This window comes from Cellulomonas sp. P4_H12 (genome assembly GCF_056400905.1).
In genome coordinates this window covers 62,775-81,192 of the sequence record NZ_JBFUKJ010000018.1, presented here as the reverse complement: position 1 = coordinate 81,192, position 18,418 = coordinate 62,775, and the positions used below count along the sequence as shown (strand labels likewise).

The 18,418-nt window shown below is 73.8% G+C and carries 15 protein-coding genes, 1 tRNA gene and 1 pseudogene; 8 read left to right on the top strand and 9 right to left on the bottom strand.

The window, feature by feature from the left end:
* Together AC1DQC_RS12235 and AC1DQC_RS12230 are read left to right on the top strand one after the other, a co-directional pair.
* Positions 1 to 761 (top strand): annotated as a pseudogene (locus tag AC1DQC_RS12235) (DNA polymerase Y family protein); the annotation flags it as partial.
* Positions 754 to 4,335 carry an error-prone DNA polymerase gene (locus AC1DQC_RS12230; RefSeq protein WP_477051507.1) on the top strand — a complete coding sequence of 1,194 codons (3,582 nt, stop codon included), beginning with the start codon at positions 754 to 756 and terminating at the stop codon, positions 4,333 to 4,335. The pseudogene AC1DQC_RS12235 and the gene AC1DQC_RS12230, both read left to right, overlap by 8 nt.
* A 3-nt stretch (positions 4,336 to 4,338) precedes the next feature.
* Here AC1DQC_RS12230 and AC1DQC_RS12225 read toward each other — a convergent pair whose 3' ends face one another.
* Complete coding sequence (locus tag AC1DQC_RS12225; protein ID WP_477051506.1) at positions 4,339 to 5,565, bottom strand: AI-2E family transporter; 1,227 nt, start codon at positions 5,563 to 5,565, stop codon at positions 4,339 to 4,341.
* Positions 5,566 to 5,711: 146 nt separating this feature from the next.
* On the opposite strand from AC1DQC_RS12225, the gene AC1DQC_RS12220 reads away from it, so the two are divergent.
* A tRNA-Leu gene (locus tag AC1DQC_RS12220) sits at positions 5,712 to 5,794 on the top strand.
* 133 nt (positions 5,795 to 5,927) lie between these two features.
* Here AC1DQC_RS12220 and AC1DQC_RS12215 read toward each other — a convergent pair.
* Positions 5,928 to 7,016, bottom strand: coding sequence for a winged helix DNA-binding domain-containing protein (locus tag AC1DQC_RS12215; RefSeq protein WP_477051505.1), 1,089 nt, complete (start codon positions 7,014 to 7,016; stop codon positions 5,928 to 5,930).
* A gap of 4 nt (positions 7,017 to 7,020) precedes the next feature.
* Positions 7,021 to 7,641 (bottom strand): dihydrofolate reductase family protein, encoded by a 621-nt coding sequence (locus AC1DQC_RS12210; RefSeq protein ID WP_477051504.1) that lies wholly within the window; start codon positions 7,639 to 7,641, stop codon positions 7,021 to 7,023.
* A 175-nt stretch (positions 7,642 to 7,816) separates the two neighbouring features.
* On the opposite strand from AC1DQC_RS12210, the gene AC1DQC_RS12205 reads away from it, so the two are divergent.
* From AC1DQC_RS12205 to AC1DQC_RS12190, 4 genes are read left to right on the top strand one after another with little or no spacing between them, the layout of a single operon-like run.
* Positions 7,817 to 8,368 (top strand): DUF1269 domain-containing protein, encoded by a 552-nt coding sequence (locus AC1DQC_RS12205; RefSeq protein ID WP_477051503.1) that lies wholly within the window; start codon positions 7,817 to 7,819, stop codon positions 8,366 to 8,368.
* Positions 8,369 to 8,409: 41 nt separating this feature from the next.
* Entirely contained in the window at positions 8,410 to 8,832 is a 423-nt protein-coding gene (locus AC1DQC_RS12200; RefSeq protein WP_477051502.1) for a ChaB family protein, read from the top strand.
* Complete coding sequence (locus AC1DQC_RS12195; protein WP_477051501.1) at positions 8,829 to 9,656, top strand: alpha/beta fold hydrolase; 828 nt, start codon at positions 8,829 to 8,831, stop codon at positions 9,654 to 9,656. The genes AC1DQC_RS12200 and AC1DQC_RS12195 overlap by 4 nt, the downstream gene beginning before the upstream one ends.
* Before the next feature lie 25 nt (positions 9,657 to 9,681).
* Positions 9,682 to 9,987 (top strand): YciI family protein, encoded by a 306-nt coding sequence (locus tag AC1DQC_RS12190; RefSeq protein ID WP_477051500.1) that lies wholly within the window; start codon positions 9,682 to 9,684, stop codon positions 9,985 to 9,987.
* 6 nt (positions 9,988 to 9,993) lie between these two features.
* Here AC1DQC_RS12190 and AC1DQC_RS12185 read toward each other — a convergent pair whose 3' ends face one another.
* From AC1DQC_RS12185 to AC1DQC_RS12165, 5 genes are all read right to left on the bottom strand, one after another.
* On the bottom strand, positions 9,994 to 11,346 hold the full coding sequence (locus tag AC1DQC_RS12185) for a DNA polymerase IV (protein WP_477051499.1): 1,353 nt from the start codon (positions 11,344 to 11,346) through the stop codon (positions 9,994 to 9,996).
* 72 nt (positions 11,347 to 11,418) lie between these two features.
* Positions 11,419 to 14,238 (bottom strand): galactose-binding domain-containing protein, encoded by a 2,820-nt coding sequence (locus tag AC1DQC_RS12180; protein WP_477051498.1) that lies wholly within the window; start codon positions 14,236 to 14,238, stop codon positions 11,419 to 11,421.
* Between the two features lie 143 nt (positions 14,239 to 14,381).
* Positions 14,382 to 15,047, bottom strand: a complete 666-nt coding sequence (locus AC1DQC_RS12175; protein WP_477051510.1) for an alpha/beta fold hydrolase — start codon at positions 15,045 to 15,047, stop codon at positions 14,382 to 14,384.
* A 98-nt stretch (positions 15,048 to 15,145) separates the two neighbouring features.
* Complete coding sequence (locus tag AC1DQC_RS12170; protein WP_477051497.1) at positions 15,146 to 16,051, bottom strand: matrixin family metalloprotease; 906 nt, start codon at positions 16,049 to 16,051, stop codon at positions 15,146 to 15,148.
* Positions 16,052 to 16,132: 81 nt separating this feature from the next.
* Positions 16,133 to 16,885, bottom strand: a complete 753-nt coding sequence (locus tag AC1DQC_RS12165; protein ID WP_477051496.1) for a fructosamine kinase family protein — start codon at positions 16,883 to 16,885, stop codon at positions 16,133 to 16,135.
* Positions 16,886 to 16,900: 15 nt separating this feature from the next.
* On the opposite strand from AC1DQC_RS12165, the gene AC1DQC_RS12160 reads away from it, so the two are divergent.
* Positions 16,901 to 17,803, top strand: a complete 903-nt coding sequence (locus AC1DQC_RS12160) for an aminoglycoside phosphotransferase family protein (protein ID WP_477051495.1) — start codon at positions 16,901 to 16,903, stop codon at positions 17,801 to 17,803.
* Here AC1DQC_RS12160 and AC1DQC_RS12155 read toward each other — a convergent pair whose 3' ends face one another.
* Complete coding sequence (locus AC1DQC_RS12155; protein WP_477051494.1) at positions 17,804 to 18,325, bottom strand: Lrp/AsnC family transcriptional regulator; 522 nt, start codon at positions 18,323 to 18,325, stop codon at positions 17,804 to 17,806.
* Between the last annotated feature and the right edge of the window lie 93 nt (positions 18,326 to 18,418).

Genomic DNA, 18,418 nt, shown 5'->3' with positions numbered 1-18,418 from the left:
ACGCCGTCGCGTCGGGTCGGGACCCGKGGGCGCACGACGACCTGCCGACCACCCCGTGGCCGGACGACGAGACGCGGCCGGTGACGCTGGTCCACCTCGCGGTCACCGCCCTCGACGTCGCCCCGGCCGGCGCCGAGCAGGGCCGGCTCTGGGGCGGGCCGTCCGGCGGTGACCTGCGCGCGCACCGGGCGCTCGACCGGGTGCAGGGGATCGTCGGCGGGGCGGGGATCCTCGTCGCCACCCTGCAGGGCGGCCGCGACGTGCGCGACCAGGTGCACCTGCGGCCGTGGGGCGAGCAGACCGAACCGGCGCGCCCGGTGGACCGACCGTGGCCGGGGCGGCTGCCCGACCCCGCGCCGGCCACGGTGCTCGACCCGCCCGAGCGGGTCGACGTGCGCGACGCCGTGGGCGCGCCCGTGGTGCTCGACGTGCGCAGCGGGATGCGGGGCGAGCCGGCGTGGGTGCGGTGGCTGCCGCGGGAGCCGGACGACGCCCCGGTCGTTGCCCGGCCGTCAGGTGCCCGGGGCTCGAGGGCGCGACGGGCGGACGGTCCGCGTCGGGTCGAGGCGTGGTCCGCAGACACCGCCCCGCGGGCGGTGGTCGGGTGGGCGGGACCGTGGCTGCTGAGCGAGCGCTGGTGGGTGGTGGCCGACGACCGGCCGGGGCTGCGGGCGCACCTGCAGGTGACGTTCGACGACGGCCGCGCGGTGCTCCTGGCCTGCACGGCGAGCGGGTGGACGTGCGAGGCGACCTATGACTGAGAGAGCCGCGCACTTCCCGCCCCGCTACGCCGAGCTGCACGCCCACTCCGCGTTCAGCTTCCTCGACGGCGCCAGCCAGCCCGAGGAGCTCGCGGCCGAGGCGGCCCGGCTCGGCCTGGGCGCGCTCGGGCTCACCGACCACGACGGGCTCTACGGCGTGGTGCGGTTCGCGCAGGCGGCCAAGGCGGTCGGGCTGCCCACGGTGTTCGGCGCGGAGCTGCACCTGCCCGCGCCGGACGGGCGGCGGCACCACCGGGAGAAGGCCCGGGTCACGCCGGGACCGCCGGTGCTCGACCTCCCCACCGGCATCCCGGACCCGCGGGCGTCGCACCTGCTCGTCCTCGCCCGTGGCCCGGACGGCTACCGCGCCCTGTCCCGCGCGATCGCGGAGGCGCACCTGCGGACGGGCCAGAAGGGTGCCGCGGACTACCGGCTCGAGCAGCTCGCCGAGACCGCCGCCGGTCAGTGGCTGGTGCTCACGGGCTGCCGCAAGGGGTCGGTCCGGCGCGCGCTCGCGGGCGGCGACCTGTCGGGCGTCGCCGGGGTCAGCCCGGGCGGGGTCGAGGCGGCGCGGACCGAGCTCGACCGGCTCGTCACGCTGTTCGGGCGGGACAACGTGGCCGTCGAGGTCACCGCGGCGGGCGACCCGTACGACTCCGACCGCGCCGACGCGCTCGCGCACCTCGCCGCCGACGCCGGGCTCCCGCTCGTCGCCACCGGCAACGTGCACTACGCCACCCCCCGCGACGCCGATCTCGCCGCCGCGCTCGCGGCCGTGCGCGCCCGGTCGTCGCTGGAGGACCTGGACGGCTGGCTGCCGGGCGGCCCGATGGCGCACCTGCGGTCGGCCACCGAGATGCTCGCGCTGCACCGCCGGCACCCCTCGGCCGTGGTGACCGCGGCCGACCTCGCCGACGAGTGCGCGTTCGACCTGTCGCTCGTCGCGCCCCAGCTGCCGCCCTACCCGGTGCCCGACGGTCACACCGAGGCCACCTGGCTGCGCGAGCTGGTCCGCCGCGGCGCCCTCGAGCTGTACGGGCCGCCGGAGAAGGAGAAGGTCCCCGGCGCGTACGCACAGCTGGCGCACGAGCTGCGGGTCATCGAGGACCTCGGGTTCCCGGGGTACTTCCTCGTGGTCTACGACCTGGTCGACTTCTGCCGGCGGAACGGGATCATGGCGCAGGGCCGCGGCTCGGCTGCCAACTCGGCGGTCTGCTACGCGCTGCGGGTCACCGCGGTCGACGCCGTCCGGCACGGGCTGCTGTTCGAGCGGTTCCTCGCCCCCGAGCGCGACGGGCCGCCGGACATCGACGTGGACATCGAGTCGGCCCGGCGCGAGGAGGTCATCCAGTACGTCTACGAGAAGCACGGGCGCACGCACGCCGCGCAGGTGGCCAACGTCATCTCCTACCGGCCGCGGTCGGCTGTGCGGGACGCCGCGCGGGCGCTCGGCTACGACGCGGGGCAGCAGGACGCGTGGGCGCAGTCGATCGAACGGTGGGGGAGCCTACGGTCGACCGCGCCGACCCCGCCGCCCGAGAAGCCGTCCGCCGGACCCGGTCGACGGGAGCGCCCGCACGTGGACCATGTCGGTCCCGTGCCCACCACCGCGCGCGAGGACCGTCGACGCACGCAGGCGTCGATGTGGGGCAACACGTGGGAGCCGCCCTCGATGCTGCGCGCCCCGAAGGGCGTGGACACTCCCGGCCTGGCGACGGCGGACGGGCACGACGTCGTCCCGGCGATCCGGCCGCCTGCGGCCAGCGACCTCGACGAGATCCCCGAGCAGGTCATCGACCTGGCCGACCGGTTCCTGCGGCTGCCGCGGCACCTGGGCATCCACTCGGGCGGCATGGTGATGTGCGACCGGCCGGTCATCGAGGTGTGCCCGGTGGAGTGGGCGCGGATGCCGGGCCGCACGGTGCTGCAGTGGGACAAGGAGGACTGCGCGGACGCGGGGCTGGTGAAGTTCGACCTGCTCGGCCTCGGCATGCTCACCGCGCTGCGCATCGGCTTCGGGTTCGTGCAGGAGCACGAGGGCAGGGCGCTGGACCTGCACGGCCTGCCGGCCGAGGACCCGCAGGTGTACGACCTGCTCAGCGCCGCCGACACGGTCGGGGTGTTCCAGGTGGAGTCCCGCGCGCAGATGGGCACCCTGCCGCGCCTGCAGCCGCGGACGTTCTACGACATCGTCATCGAGGTCGCGCTCATCCGCCCCGGGCCCATCCAGGGTGGGTCGGTGCACCCGTACATCGAGCGCGCGCACGGCCGCCAACCGGTGACGTACCTGCACCCGCTGCTGGAGAAGTCGCTGGCCAAGACGAAGGGGGTGCCGCTGTTCCAGGAGCAGCTCATGCAGATGGCCATCGACGTCGCCGACTTCACGCCGGCGGAGGCGGACCAGCTGCGGCGCGCGATGGGCTCGAAGCGGTCGACCGAGCGGATGGAGGCGATGCGTGGGCGGCTGATGTCCGGCATGGCCGGGCACGGGATCGACGAGAAGACCGGGCAGGAGATCTTCGACAAGCTCAAGGCGTTCGCCGACTTCGGGTTCCCCGAGTCCCACGCGTACTCGTTCGCGTTCCTGGTCTACGCCAGCGCGTGGCTGAAGGTGTACCACCCCGCGGCGTTCTACGCGGGGCTGCTCGCCGCGCAGCCGATGGGCTTCTACTCGCCGCAGAGTCTGGCCGCCGACGCCCGTCGGCACGGCCTGGAGGTGCTGCGACCGGACGTGCAGGCRTCCGACGTGCTGGCGGTCGTCGAGCGGCTGGGTCCGCCCCCCGAGGGCGGCGAGCCGCAGCTGGTGCCGACACCGAGCGGGACCGGACCCGTGACCGCACCGGGGGTGCGGACCGGCGACGGTGCACGGTCGCTCGCCGTCCGGCTCGGGCTCTCGTCCGTGCGGTCGGTGGGGGAGGAGGTCGCGCAGCGGGTGGTCGACGAGCGCCGCGCGCGCGGCCCGTTCGCGGACCTGCGGCAGCTGGTCCGGCGGGTGCAGCTCTCGACCGGCCAGCTCGAGGCCCTCGCCACCGCCGGCGCGCTCGACAGCCTCGGCGTCACGCGCCGGGAGGCCCTGTGGGCGGCGGGCGCGCTCGCGCAGGAGGGACCGGACACGCTGCCGGGCGTCTCGGTGGGGGTGAGCGCTCCGATGCTGCCGGGGCTGAGCGACGTCGAGATCGCGACCGCGGACGTCTGGGCGACGGGGGTCTCCGTCGACTCCTACCCGACCCAGTTCGTCCGCGACGGGCTCGACGCGGCCGGGGTGCTCCGGGTGGAGCAGGCATACACCCACGAGATCGGGCGCCGGGTCGCGGTCGCGGGCGTCGTGACCCACCGGCAGCGGCCGGGCACGGCGGGCGGGATCACGTTCCTGTCGCTCGAGGACGAGACCGGGCTGCTCAACGTCATCTGCTCGGCGGGGCTGTGGCAGAAGTTTCGCAAGGTCGCCCGCACGTCACGCGCCCTCGTGGTCCGGGGCAGGCTGGAGCGGTCGGACGGGGCGACCAACCTGGTGGCCGAGCACCTGAGCGCGATGTCGTTGAAGGTCCGGACGGCGTCGCGGGACTTCCGGTGACGCTCAGGGCTGCTTGACGGCCTCGTCGTCGTCGAGCTGCTGCGCGTCCTCGACCGGCTCCACGTCGTCGGACGCCTGCTCCTCGTCCATCGGGGGGTCGAGCGTGCGCAGCCGCGAGAAGATCGCCCAGCAGACCGCCACCAGCGGGACGGCGATGACGGCGCCGAGGATCCCCGCCGTGAGGGTTCCGGCCGTGACGGCGAGCGCGATGATCACCGGGTGCAGCGCCACCTGCTTGCCCATCACCAGGGGCTGCAGGATGTGCCCCTCGAACTGCCCGATCAGGGCGATGCCGATGCCGACGATCGCCGCGGAGACCAGGCCGTTGGCGGCGAGCGCCACGATCATCGCGATGACCATGGCGGCCGGGGCGCCGATCAGCGGGATGAACGCGCCGATGAACACGAGCACCGCGAGCGGCGCGGACAGCGGCACGCGCAGGACGGTCAGCAGGATGAAGGCGAGGGCGCCGTCGGTGAGCGCGATGATCACCGTGCCGCGCGTGTAGCCGGAGAACGTGTACCAGCCGGCGCCGCCCGCGGTCTTCCAGCTGTCGCGCACGCGGGCGGGCAGCTGGTTGAGGAACCACGTCCACATCTCGCGGCCGCGGGCCAGGAAGAACACCGTGCAGAAGATGGCCAGCGCGAGGGCGGTGAACACCTCGACCACCGAGCCGGCGCCGGCCGCGGCCTGGCCGGCCAGGTCACCGGCGTGGTCCTGCACCCACTTCTGACCGTTGTTGATCCACTCGGCGATCTGCTCGTTGGTGATGGTGAACGGCAGGTTCCCGTTCTCCAGGAAGTCCGTGATCTGGCCGATGCCGTCGCCGAACTGCTTGGTCAGGTCCGTCCACTGGTTGGCGATCGAGTACCCGACGTACGTGAGCAGCCCGAGGAAGAACACGATGCCGCCGAGGATCGCGAGGGCCGTCGCCAGCCCCCGCGGCATCGAGCGGGCGAGGAAGTCGACGACCGGCCGCAGCACCGCCGTGAACACGAACGCCAGGAAGACGGCGACGAACAGCAGCTGCACCCGACCGGTCACGTAGAAGATCAGCGCGACCATCGCGATGACGACCAGCAGCCGCCACGAGGTGCCGGCCGCGTTGCGCAGCCACCGCGGCGCAGTGTGCTCGACGCCGTACGCACTGGGGTTGCGCCGGGCACCGGCCACCTTGCGTGCCGTAGGGCCGGGCGTGCTGCGTCCGGTCGAGCTGCTGGCGTCGGTCATGGGGCTCCCTGCATCACGGCCGGTGACGTCCGGTCCCGGCGTCTGCGGCAAGTCTGCCCCGCGGGCGCGATGCGTGCCTGGCCGCCGCGCCGTGCTATCTTTTCTGCCGCACCTGAGGGCGCCTCCGGGTGCCTTGCGGTCCACCTGTCCGGGTGGCGGAATGGCAGACGCGCTAGCTTGAGGTGCTAGTGCCCGAAAGGGCGTGGGGGTTCAAGTCCCCCTCCGGACACTCGTTGAGACAGCGAACACCAAGGCCCTGACCTGCGGAAACGCGCGTCGGGGCTTTCGTGTCCCTGGGTGAACCGCGCTCCTGGTCCTGCGCGATCACCACGACGACGGCGAGCCCGTCAACACCGGTGGGATCACGCCTCGCCGACGACCAGCTGCAGCGGGCGGTCCACGATCGTGGCCAGCCGCGCCACCTCGGCGTCCAGCGCGTCCCGCGGGCCCGGCGGCGTGTCGGGGAACCAGGTGACGACGACCTCGGTGTCGGTCCGTGCCCAGGTGCCGCTCACCAGGCCGCCGACGAGGACGACGTTCGCGCCTCGACTGACCGGGTCGCGGTGCGCCGGGGGCACCACCTGGCTGTCGGCGGTGCCGGGTCCGAGCACCCACTGGTCGTACCGGGGCAGGAGCCGGACGGCCGTGCTGGGCGGCGTCGCGAGGAGCGCGTCGACGTCGTCCCGCAGGAGGAGCCTGGGCGCACCGTCCACGTCGACCTCCGTGAGGCGGTCGCCGAGGTCGGCCAGCCAGCCGCGGATGTGCTTGCGGCCGGCGCCGAGCCCCCCGCCGAGCCACTGCTGGACCTGGTCCGCCGTCGTGGGGCCGTACGCCCGGACGTACGACTCGACGGCGCGGCGCCCGGCCTGGTCGACCTCGGCCAGGCCGCTCCACCGAGGGTTGGTGTCGAGGAGCTGGAACGTCGCCTGCCCGTCCCGCCGCGGGCCGAAGCTCAGGTCGCCCTGCCAGGCGAGCGGCTTGAGCAGCGTCCAGGTTATCGGCACCGTGCGGAACTCGGCGTGCGCGGTGAGGGCCGCACCCAGCTCGATGAACGTGAGCGGGCCGTCGGCGAGGGCCTCCCGGACCGCCGCACGAAGCCCGGGCCAGTCGGCGGGGGCCAGTCCGTAGTAGCTCTGCCAGCTGGGCAGCTCCCACATCCGGCTCGAGGCGCGCAGGGCGAGGTACGCCGCGGCGTCGTGCGGGGTCATGAGGTGGACGGCACCACGGAAGGCGAACGTCGAGACCAGCTCCCCCTCGGCGAGCGCGCGGGCGAGATCGTCCGGCCCGGACGTCGTGCGACGCAGGCGCAGGGCGAGCTCGGAGGAGTCGTCGTGCTGGCCCGGGACCGCTCCGAGGGCCCGCACGACGTCTGCGGCGGACCCGCTGCTCACCGGGTCGAGCAGCTGGCGGCCCATCCGCCAGGCGAGCGCCTGGGGCCAGGTGGTCGACACCACCTCAGTCCCTACCGGCGCCGGGGACCTTGTCGGTGACGTCGTCGTACGACGCGGTACCCGGCGCCTCGCTGGGTGCGTAGACGAGGCGGACCACGCCGGTGGGGAAGATGTCCGACCGCAGCAGCCGCAGCGGGTAGATCGGCTCGCCCTCGTCGAAGAGGCGCTCGCCGCGCCGGGCGGCCACCGGGTGCACCAGCAGGCGCAGCTCGTCGAGCAGCCCGGCGGCGAGCAGCTGGCGGACCACGGAGATCGACCCTGCCACGAGGATCTTGCCGATGCCGGGCTCGGACTTGAGCGCCGTGACCGCCTCGACGAGCTCGCCGCGCACGGTCTCGACGTTGCGCCAGCCGAGGTCCTGCGACCCGCGCGTGGCGACGACCTTGCGCACGTCCCCCAGCTGCGCCGCGAACGTCGCGTCCTCGCCGCCGGCGGCCTCCCGGCCGGGCCAGGCGCCCGCGAAGCTGTCGTACGTGACGCGCCCGAGCAGCAGCAGGTCGACGCCCTCGTAGTCCTCGGCCACCGCGGCACCCATGTGCTCGTCGAAGTAGGGGAAGTGCCAGGCGGGGTCGATCTCGACGACGCCGTCGAGGGAGATGAACAGGGTGGAGACGATCGTCGCCATCGGGTCCTCCAGTCGGAGCGACCGCAGGGCGGGGCCGCTCGACACGATCAGACCGCATGCCACCCACATCCGTACAGCGAACTCGGGCGTCGGGGCCGTGTGTTCCGGGCGTTCTGGGGGATACGGTCGATCCGTCGCAATCCTGGCGACTTCCGGACGGACCAAGGAGTACTTCATGTCGGACGACCAGCCCACCGACGTCGTCGCCGCACTCAGTGACGGCGCCTACACCCTCTTCGTGGCCGACTTCACGGACACCGACACGGCGTGGGCGGCCTACGAGACCCTGAAGTCGGTGGAGGACGGCAAGACGCTCGACATCGAGGGCGTCATCGTCGTCAAGCGCGACGCCGAGGGCAAGCTCGACATCCAGAAGGCCACGGACCACAGCACGCGGCGCGGCCTGTCGTGGGGCGTCGTCGGTGGCGTCGCGCTGGGCCTGATCTTCCCGCCGTCCATCATCGGCAGCGCGGCGGTGCTGGGCGCTGTGGGTGCGGCGACCGGCAAGGCGCGCGAGCTGCACAACCGGAAGGGGCTGGCGGAGGAGCTGCAGGACGCGATCGCTCCGGGGCACTCGGGCATCGTCGCCCTCGTCTCGGACCCGGGCGCGGTCGCCATCCGCAAGGCGCTGGACAAGGCCGACGCCATCGTCGAGAAGGCCATCGACAAGGCCGAGGCCGACGAGATCAAGGCGGCGGCGGACGAGGCGCAGGCCGAGGCGAAGTAGCTGCGCTGGCGGCGCCGGGGCGGCGGGGCCACGATCGTGGTGTGCCCAAGACGACCCGTTCCGGCGCCGCCAAGCAGAGCGAGCTGCCGAGCACCCTGCAGCGTTCCGACGAGAAGGCGCAGCGGACGTACGCGAACGCGTACGACGCGGCGATCGAGCAGTACGACGGCGACGAGGAGCGCGCGCACCGTGTCGCGTTCGCCGCGCTGAAGCACACGCACGAGAAGGTCGGCGACAGCTGGCGGCCGAAGCAGGAGTACGGCCCGTCCGACCGGCACGCCGAGGAGGGGTTCGGCTCGACGGCCCCGACGGCGGGCGGCGTGGACGCCAACGCGAGCAAGGCGCACCTGTACGACGTGGCGAAGGAGCTCGAGATCGCCGGACGCTCGCGGATGAGCAAGGACGAGCTGGTGTCGGCGATCGAGAAGGAGAACGACCGTCGCAGCCGGCGAGCGCTCGAGTGACGGAGCGCTTCGTCGACGTCGCCGACGGGGTGCGCCTGTGCGTGGACGTGCAGGGCGCCGGCGAGCCCTTGGTCCTCGTGCACGGGGCCGGCTGCAGCCTCGTGCACTGGCCCGACGGGCTGGTCGAGCTGCTCGCGCGTCGGCACCGGGTGCTGCGTTACGACGCGCGGGACCAGGGCCGGTCCACCACGTGGCCCGTGGGAGAGCCGGGCTACACGACGGCCGACACCGTGGCGGACGTGCCCGCGCTCATGGACGACGAAGGGTTCGCCCGCGCCCACCTGCTGGGTGTCTCGGGCGGCGGCGTCGTCGCCCAGCTGCTCGCACTTAGCCGGCCGGACCGGGTCGCGGCGCTCACGCTGGTGAGCAGCACGCCGGGCTCCGGTGGCCTGCCGGGCATGGCGCCGGAGCTCGCCGACGAGAGCCCACGGGAGCCCGACTGGACCGACCGCGCCGCCGTCGTCGACTACCTCACCGAGCTCGAGCGCCCGTTCCAGCGCGGCGGCTACGACGAGGAGCTGGCGCGCGTGATCGCGCAGCGGACCGTGGACCGGTCGCGGGACGTGCGGGCCAGCACGGCCAACCCGTACCTCGTCGACCCCGGTCCGCCCTGGCGGGACCGGCTCGGTCGGATCGCGGCGCCGACGCTCGTCGTCCACGGCGACGACGACCCGCTCTTCCCGCTCGCGCACGGCGAGGCGCTGGCCCGCGAGATCCCCGGCGCCGAGCTGCTGGTGCTTCCCGGCGCCGGCCATGGCGTGCCGCCGCGGCGCTCGTGGCCCCAGCTGGTGACCAGGGTCGAGGCGCTGACCGCGCCCTCCTGACGGCGCCGCGCGGTACAACAGGGGGATGGCGATGTTCCTGGTCGTGCTCACCCGGTCCGGTCCCGCGTGGGACGCCTCCAAGCCGCTCGAGCAGCAGCAGGGCTGGCCCGAGCACGCGGCGTTCATGGACCGTCTCGTGGCGTCCGGCTTCCTGGTGCTCGGCGGTCCGCTGGTCGACGAGCTCCGGGTGGTCCACGCCGTGCACGCCGCGTCGGTCGACGAGGTGCGGGCGACGCTCGCGCGCGATCCCTGGAGCGGGTCGCACCTCGTCGTGGAGACGGTGACGCCGTGGAAGATCCGGCTCGACGGCCGAGAGCGCGCCGCCGACTGACCGAGGTCACGCGTCGAGCGTCGGAACGAGCGGCGGCACCAGCACGAGCGGGTCGGTGTCGAGGTCCAGCACCTGCGACCGGGCGGGCGGGGAGTCGACCGTCTCGAACCGCACCGTGGCCTCGCGCCCGCGGACGTGCACCACCCAGCCGCGGCCGAGGGTCGCGTGCTCGACGTCCAGGCCGGGCCGCGCGTTCTCCTCGGTGAGGACCGCCGACGTGGGCGCCACCACCTGGGCGAGCTCGACCACGGCCGCCGCGGGCTCGTCGTCGCCCCACGGGAGGGTGAGCTGCGCGTGCGCCGACAGGTTGTGGAACGAGACGCCCAGCAGCCGCACGGAGTCGCTGATGCCCGCCGCCCGCGCCGCCTGGTGCGCGGCCGCGCGCAGCTCGGCGGGCTCGGCGGACGGCTGGGGGAGCGTCACCGAGCGGGTCAGGGTGGTGAAGTCGGCGAACCGCACCTTGGCGACGACGGTCCGGGCCCCGCCGCCGTGCGCCGTGAGCCGGCGCAGGGCCTCGTCGGTGACGCGGTCGATCGCCGCGGCGACCAGCTCGGCGCCGAAGATGTCCTCCGCGAACGTGCGCTCGGCGCCGACGGACTTGCGCTCGCCGCCGGGGGCGACGGGCCGCGGATCGATCCCGCGAGCCAGCCGGAACAGGTTGACCCCCGACGACTCGCCGACGGTCATGGTGAGGACGTCGAGCTCCTGGCGGCGCAGGTCGGCGACCGTGCGGACGTCCAGTCGCTCCAGCGCGGCGGCGGTCGCGGGGCCGATGCCGGGCACGGCCCGGACGGGCAGCGGCAGCAGGAAGTCGTCCTCCGCGGCGGGCTCGACGACGAGCAGCCCGTCCGGCTTGCCGGCGTCGGACGCCAGCTTGGCGACCAGCTTGGTGCGGCCGATGCCGATGGACACGGCGAGCCCGGTGAGCTCGCGGATCCGGGCGCGGACGTCGGCGGCCGCGGCCGCGGGGTCGTCGGCGAACGGACCGGCCTCGAGGTCCACGAACGCCTCGTCGATGCTCAGCGGCTCGACCAGCTCCGAGAGCGTCCCCAACGTCGCCATGATGATCCGCGAGTACGCCGAGTACGCCTCGAACCGGGGGAACAGCACGGCGGCCGCCGGGGCGAGCCGGCGCGCGCGACTCATCGGCATCGCCGAGCGCGCACCCGCCCGGCGCGCCTCGTAGGACGCCGTGGAGACGACTCCCCGTGGTCCGGTGCCGCCGACGAGCACGGGCTTGCCCCGCAGGGACGGCTTGTCGCGCTGCTCGACCGCGGCGAAGAACGAGTCGGCGTCCGCGTGCAGCACGGTCGCCCGGGTGCGCAGCCGCGAGGCGTCGGCGAGCTGCGCGGGGTCCACGCCCCTACTGTGCCTGCCCGAGAGCGAGGTGCGGGACGGGCGCGCGAGCGGCGCCCGTCCCGGACCCGGTGCTCAGCTGGTGTACGCCTCCACCTCCGACAGCTGACCGGCGGGCCAGCCGGTGTTGCCGGTGACGCTCAGCCGCAGCCAGCGGGCGGACGACGCGGGGAACGTCACCGTCACGGTGTTGCCGCTGCTCGGGTCGAACGTGTACCCGGCGGACGACTTGAGCGTCGTCCAGGTGCTGTTGTCCGCGCTGCCCAGCACCGTCAGCGTCTCGGTCCGGGTGGCCCAGGCGGCGGCCGGAGGCAGCTTGAGGACCAGCCGCGACAGGCTCTTGGATGCGCCCAGGTCGATGGTGAGCGGCTGCGGGAACGCGTTGTTCGGGCTCTCCCAGTAGCTGCTCGCGTTGCCGTCGACCGCGTTGCCCGGCCCGTAGACGTCGGCGTACGCGCCCGTGGCCGGGCGCCCCGCCGCCAGGTTGGTGCTCGCGGGCGGGGTCGTCGCGGTGGGGGTCGGCGTCGGGGTCGGGGTCGTCCCCGCGGTGCCGTAGACCTCGAGCGTGGACAGCTGCGCGGCCGGCCACCCGGTGTTGGCGGTGACCGTGACGCGGACGTACCGCGCGTTCGCTGCGGTGAACGGGATGCTCACCGTGTTCCCGGCGCCCGGGTCGAAGCTGTACGACCTCGACGCGGCGAGCGTGCTCCACGAGGTGCCGTCGGTCGACCCCTGGACGGACAGCGTCTGGTTGCGCTGACCCCAGCCGCTGGGCAGGCCGAGCACCACCCGTTGCACCGATGCCGTGGCGCACAGGTCCGTGGTGACCGACTGCGGGAACGCGTTGTTGGCGCTCTCCCAGTAGGTGGCCGGGTTGCCGTCGACGGTGTTGGCGGAGCCGTACGACTGGTTGTGGCTGGTCTCCGTGGTCGTCTTGCCGCGGGCCAGGTCGCCGGTGCCGACAGTGCAGGCGGGGGGCGTGACCGGGGGAGTCGTCGGGGTGACCGGCGGCGTGGTCGGGGTGGTCGGCGGGTTCGTCGCACCACCGCCGTAGACCGGGGTCGGCCACGGGCCGCAGTACGGGTTGGCGGTGTACCAGCCCGAGTTCTGGCTGCCGACGAGGGTGATGCCGGTGTTCACGGACCCCTGGCAGCTGTAGATGGGGTTGCCGTTGCCGATGTTCTTGGCGACGACGTTCTGGAAGTTCGCGACGAAGGCCGACTGCGCCTGGATCGCGAACGTCCCGGCCCCGTCGATGAGGACGTTGGTGAAGTTGACCGTCTTGATGGAGCCCTCGATGAAGTGGATCGCGGCGTAGGAGCTGTCGAGGATGTTGGCGTCGGTGACGTTGATGGTCGCGTTCATCGGCTCGTTGAGCGCCGAGAACCACAGGGCACCGACGCCGAACTGCCAGTTGTAGTCGGAGTTCCCGGCCCGGATGAACGTGTCGCGCGCGACCGTGATGGTGCCGCCGATCGCCGCGGCGCCCTGCACGCCCGGGTATCGGTTGGCGATGTGGATCCCGCCGCCGTTGCTGATGGTGTCGGCGACGACGTTGTCGCTCACGGTGATGTCGGTGCCGCCGTAGATCGCGATGTTGTTGGCGAGGATCGGCAGGACGACGGTGTTGAACGTGAACGAGTTGTTCCGCTCGGGCGTCTCGGCCCACTCGGCGATGCCGTCGTCGCCCGTGTTGCGGATGAAGTTGTTCGTCGCGACCGAGCTGGTCACGCCCAGGTGGAAGTTGATGCCGTCGGCGGTCTGGTCGAGGATCCGGCTGTTCTTGATGGTCAGGTGGTCCATGGGGCCGTCCATCCACGCCCCGACCTTGGTGTGCTGCATCCAGACGGAGTCGATGGTGCTGGCGCTCATGGCCCCGCCGAACGCGTTGACCTGGTCGTTGTCGTTGCGCTCCATCACCTCGCCGAGGACGGCCAGGTTGCTCACGGTGACGTTGGTGCTGGGTCCGCCCTGCCCGACGTACTTGCCGTAGATGCCGACACCGGCGCCGGTCAGCTCGGTGTACCACTGGCCGGCGCCGGTGAGCGTGACCTTGTCGACGATCACGTGGCCGGTGACCTTGAAGCGGCCCTGCGGGACGTACACCGTCCTGCCCTGGGCCGAGCCGGCGTTGACGGCGTTCTGGATCGCCTGCGTGGCGTCGGCCGCGCCGGTGGGGTCGGCACCGAAGTCCGTCACCACGTTGATCGCACCGGCGGGCTGACCGATCGCGGCGCCCACCAGCTCGAAGTCGGCCAGGTCGACGGTGAACGTCGGCGACTGCGCGAGCGACGACACCCGGAAGCGGACCTTGGCACCGGCGGGGTAGGTGGTCGCGAGCTTGGTGCGCACCTCGTCGTAGAAGTGGTGCGGGTTGGTGTCGCCGGGGTTGTTGTTGAACGGGTAGCCGCCGTAGTACCAGCCGTACCGCGAGGTGACCGGGAGGTCCTTGACCTTGGTGCCGTCGACCAGCACGTCCGCGGTGGCGTTGCGTGCGGCCCCACCGGGGCCGTCGGGGAGGCTGTACCGGAAGACGACCGAGTTGGCCGGCTTGGTGAGCGTGAACTCGACGTACTCGCCGACCGCGTCCAGCGTCACCGCGCGCCTGCCGGAGGCCTCGGACGGCAGCGTCCCGTAGAGCCGGTTGGGCCCGATGAGCGTGCCGTTGGTGGCCGCGTCCTCCGCCTCCTGCTCGACGAACGGCACGGTGGCGCCGCGGCCGGGGACGCCGACCGGGGAGAGCGACAGCGGGGCGGCCGAGGCCGGGGTCCCCGTGAGGTTGGGCACGGCGACGACGCCGTAGGCGACGAGGCCGGCGAGCGCGACGCCGGCGGCGACCGCTCGGAGCCGTCGGGTGCGGGGCAGGCTGGAGGAAGGCATACCGGTGCTGATCACGCGCGGACCTCTCTGTCCGTGGGCCCCCGGGACGCGAGGTCGCGGAGGAGTGACGTGTCAGGCGTGCGGTGCCTGGGGTGACCCGTCAGACCGTACGGTTTCCGACAGATCCCCGCAAGACGTCGACAGAGCGACGTGCGAAATCAGGCGAGTGCGAGCCCGCCGCTGCGGTGGCGCAGCTCGTGCAGCGCGTCGAGGAGCACGCGGTTGAACGCGACCGGGGCATGGGCGTTCACGTCGTGGCCGGCGCCGGGCACCACCGTGAGCCGGGTGCCCGGACGTGCGTCGCGGTACCGGCGCTCGTCGATCCGCAGCGGGTCGCGGCTGCCGTTGACCAGCCACACGGGCAGGGCGGTCCGTCGCAGGTCCGCGAGCGGCGAGTAGCCCGTCATCGCGGCGAGCATGTCGGTCACCACGTGCCAGTCGGCGCCGCCGAGGCGCAGCGCGCGCGTCACCATGTCGGCGGCGCGCCGGTAGGCCCCCAGCGGCTTGCCCTTGATCTCGGTCGAGCAGCCGGCCAGCACCACGCCGGCCACCTTGTCCTCGTGCCGGCGCGCGTACGCGAGGCTCGTGTACCCGCCGAGGGAGAGCCCGACCAGCAGCGGCGGCTCGGTGCAGGAGTCGACGGCCTGGTCGATCGCGTCCAGGGCGCCCGCGAGGCTGAACCGCTCGCCCGCACGTCGACCGTGCCCCGGCAGGTCGAGGGTGACGGTCGGGTGACCGGAACGCTCGAGCGCGTCGACCTGTCGCCGCCAGATGGCGGACGACGTCCGGGTGCCGTGCACGAGCACGATGGGTCGACGGGGGATGGCGTTCTCCTCGGGTCAGCGGGGCGCCTCTGCGCGCAGCGCGGCGAGCGTACCCAGCCGACCTGGGAGTTCTGTGAGAGCCCGCGTGAAGGCTTCGGTCAGACGTTGGGCGCGCACGCGCCGCTGCCCAGCGCGGCGAGCCCGGCGAGGTCGCCGGCGGCGAAGGTCGAGACGGACGACGTGGTGCTCGGGTACATCAGCTGCGTGGGGTCGTCCACGTGGTCGAGCCCGACGAGGTGCCCGAACTCGTGCGTCACGATCCCGAGGGCGGTCGCGCGCGTGGCCGGTGCGGCCATGAGCTCGCCCAGGTCGCCGGTGTCGAGCGTGACCGACCCCGTGACGTAGACCGACAGGCCGTCGCGGGTCACCGCGGCCGACCCGCCGATCCCCGCGACGTCACCGGCCAGCCCGGGCGTCTCCTCGGGAGTGGACCAGGCGACGAGGACGGGAGCCCAGCGTCGCCCGTACTCGTCGGGCTGGTAGGCGCTGCGCTTCTCGTCCGGGGCCTCGCGTGTCGCGCCGTCGTCGACGAACTGCAGACCGGTGGCGGCCGACACGGTCGCGATCGCGGCGGTGAGGAACTCGGCGCCACCTTGCGGTGCGCCGTCGGGCCGGACGACGTAGTGGATCGGGCGGCACGGGCTGTACGCGACGGGTCCGCTGCCGTCGGGCTGCATCGAGGTGAACGCGAACGAGCCCGACGCCGCGGGGACGGCAGGCGGAGCGCCCAGGGGGAGAGTCGACTCCTCCAGGCCGGACGGAGGCCCGAAGACCGCCGCCGTCGACAGCCACCAGCGGCCGCCCAGCACCAGGGCGGCCACGACGGCGGCCATGACGACCAGGAAGCCCAGGCGGGGACCCCGGCGGGCGCGCACGGCCGGCCCGAGGAAGCGGACCCTGCGGTCCTCCACGGGCCCGTGCGGGTGCGGGAGCAGCGGCGGGTAGGGCTCGACGCCGCGCGCGCCGACCCAGGGATTGAGGCCCTGCGGGTCTCCAGCGCTCACCCGGTGCCCTCCAGCCCTCTGCGCGTCGGTGCGGGCAGGATCGCACACGGGCGCTTCGGGCACGCAGCCCGGCGGAGGCCCTCACGCACGCCATTCACCCGCGAGGCGCAGCAGCTGTGCGCGGTAGCCCCCGCCGAACAGGAGGGCGTGCACACCGACCGGGTACAGCTGGTGCAGGCCCGTCCGCCTCTCCCAGCCGGTCCGCAGCGGGTGCACTGCGCGGTAGCCCGCCAGGACCTCGGCCAGGAACGGCAGGCCGAACAGCGCGAGCATGGCGAGGTCGGTCTCCCGGTGACCGCCGTGCGCGGCCGGGTCGATGAGCGTCGCGCCGTCGGCCGTCCAGACCACGTTGCCCGACCAGAGGTCGCCGTGCAGCCGCGCCGGCGGCTCGTCGTCGTCGAGGACTCCGGACCGCAGGCGGTCGCCGACCCGTCTCAGCGCGTCCGCGCACTCCGGGTCGTCCAGCGCGTCGGCGAGCGGGTCGAGCCGGCAGTCGGCCAGGAACTGTCCCCAGCCGGCGTACGATCCGGCGCGCATCGGCAGCGGCTGGTCGAGGGGTCCGAAGAACCCGTCGCCCGTCCACCCCGCGGGCGGGCTGCCGAACGCGGGGGCGCCGGTGTCGTGCGTGCGAGCCAGGTCCCGCCCGAACGCGGTGGCTGCCTCGCGGGTGGGCGGCACCGGCACCAGCCGGCGCAGGTCCAGGTGGTCGTCGCCGACGCCAACGACGTCGACCACCGCGACGCCCCGAGCCGCCCGCAGCCAGTCGAGCCCGGCCGCCTCGCACGCGAAGTACCCGGTCGGGGCGCCGGTCCGCCCTTTGCGGAAGACCTCCATCGCTACCCTCGCTCCGTGGTCGGTCTCGTCATCCCTGCGATCTTGCACGACGGCCCCGGGCGCACGCCTGCCGGCCGGGCCTGGATCTCGCGCCTGCCCGCGCTCGTCGACCGCGCCGTCGCGCGCTGGGACCTGACTCTCGGCGCGCCCTACACCAGTGGCGCGTCGTCGTGGTGCGCGCCCGTGCTCCGCGCGGACGGGTCGCCCGCCGTCGTGAAGATCTCCTTCCCGCACCCCGAGGCGCGGGACGAGGCGGCCGCCCTGCGCGTCTGGCACGGTCGCGGCGCCCCCGCCCTGCTCGACGCGCACGCCGACGACTGGGCGCTGCTGCTCGAACGCGTCGCGCCCGGCACGACGCTGGCGGTGTCTCGGGGGAGCGCGCACGACCGGCTCGAGAGCGCCGCCGCCGTGGCCAGGACGCTGTGGGCCGTGCCTGAGGTCCCCGAGGTCCCGGGGATGGCCGACGTGTGCGCGCGCTGGGCCGACGTCCTCGAGGAGCGTGCCGGACGCTACGACGCCGACCGTGCGCTGGTGCGGCACGCGGCGGGGCTCCTGCGGACCTTGCCGGGGGCGGGCGGCTCCCTGGTCCACGGCGACCTCAACCCGGGCAACCTGCTCGACGCCGGCGAGGGCCGGTGGCTCGCGATCGACCCGAAGCCGGTGCGCGGCGACCCGGCGTTCGACCTCTGGCCGCTGCTCGAGCAGGTGGACGACCCGTTCGCCCACGCCGACCCCGTCGCCGTCCTTCGCCGCCGGGTCCGCATCGTCGCCGGGGACCTCGATCCCGACCGCATCGCGGCGTGGGGTTTCGCCCGCTGTACCGAGTCGGCGCTCTGGGTCTGGGACGTCCTGGGCGACGAGCCCGTGGCGCGGCGCATCCTCGGGCAGGCGGAGCACTGGGCACGCCTCGCCGGCTGATCAGAGGGCGGCGGTCCCCGGGGCGTGCACGTGCTCGAACACGAGGCTCGTCTGCGTGTGGGCGACCTCCGGCCGGGTGCTGAGGTGCTCGAGCACGAACGCCCGCAGCTCGGGCGAGTCGCGCACCGCCACGTGCACGAGGACGTCGTCGACGCCCGCGAGCAGGTAGACGTCCCGCACCTCCGGACGCTGCGCCAGTCGGTGGGCCACCTCCGCCAGCCGGGCGCGGGCGGCGGCCTGCAGACGCACGGCGATCATCGCCTGGAGCCCGCGCCCGACCGCCTCGGGATCGACCTGGGCGTGGAAGCCGCGCAGCACGCCCGACTCGCGGAGCGCCCGGACGCGGGCGTGGCAGGTGGACGGAGCGATGCCGGCCGCGGCGGCCAGCTCCTTGTTCGAGATGCGGCCGTCGCGCTCCAGCTCGCTGAGCAGCCGACGATCGATGTCGTCGAGCTCCACCGCGCCGAAGGACGTTCGACGCGAACCGGCGAGAGGCGTCTGTGCCGAATCGTGAGCGGACATGACGCGAATGTAGCGAATCTTCGCCGATTCTCCTGCGCTCGCGGCACAGGAAGTTCAGACTGCAGGGAACTGCTGACGCGCACCACGGACGGA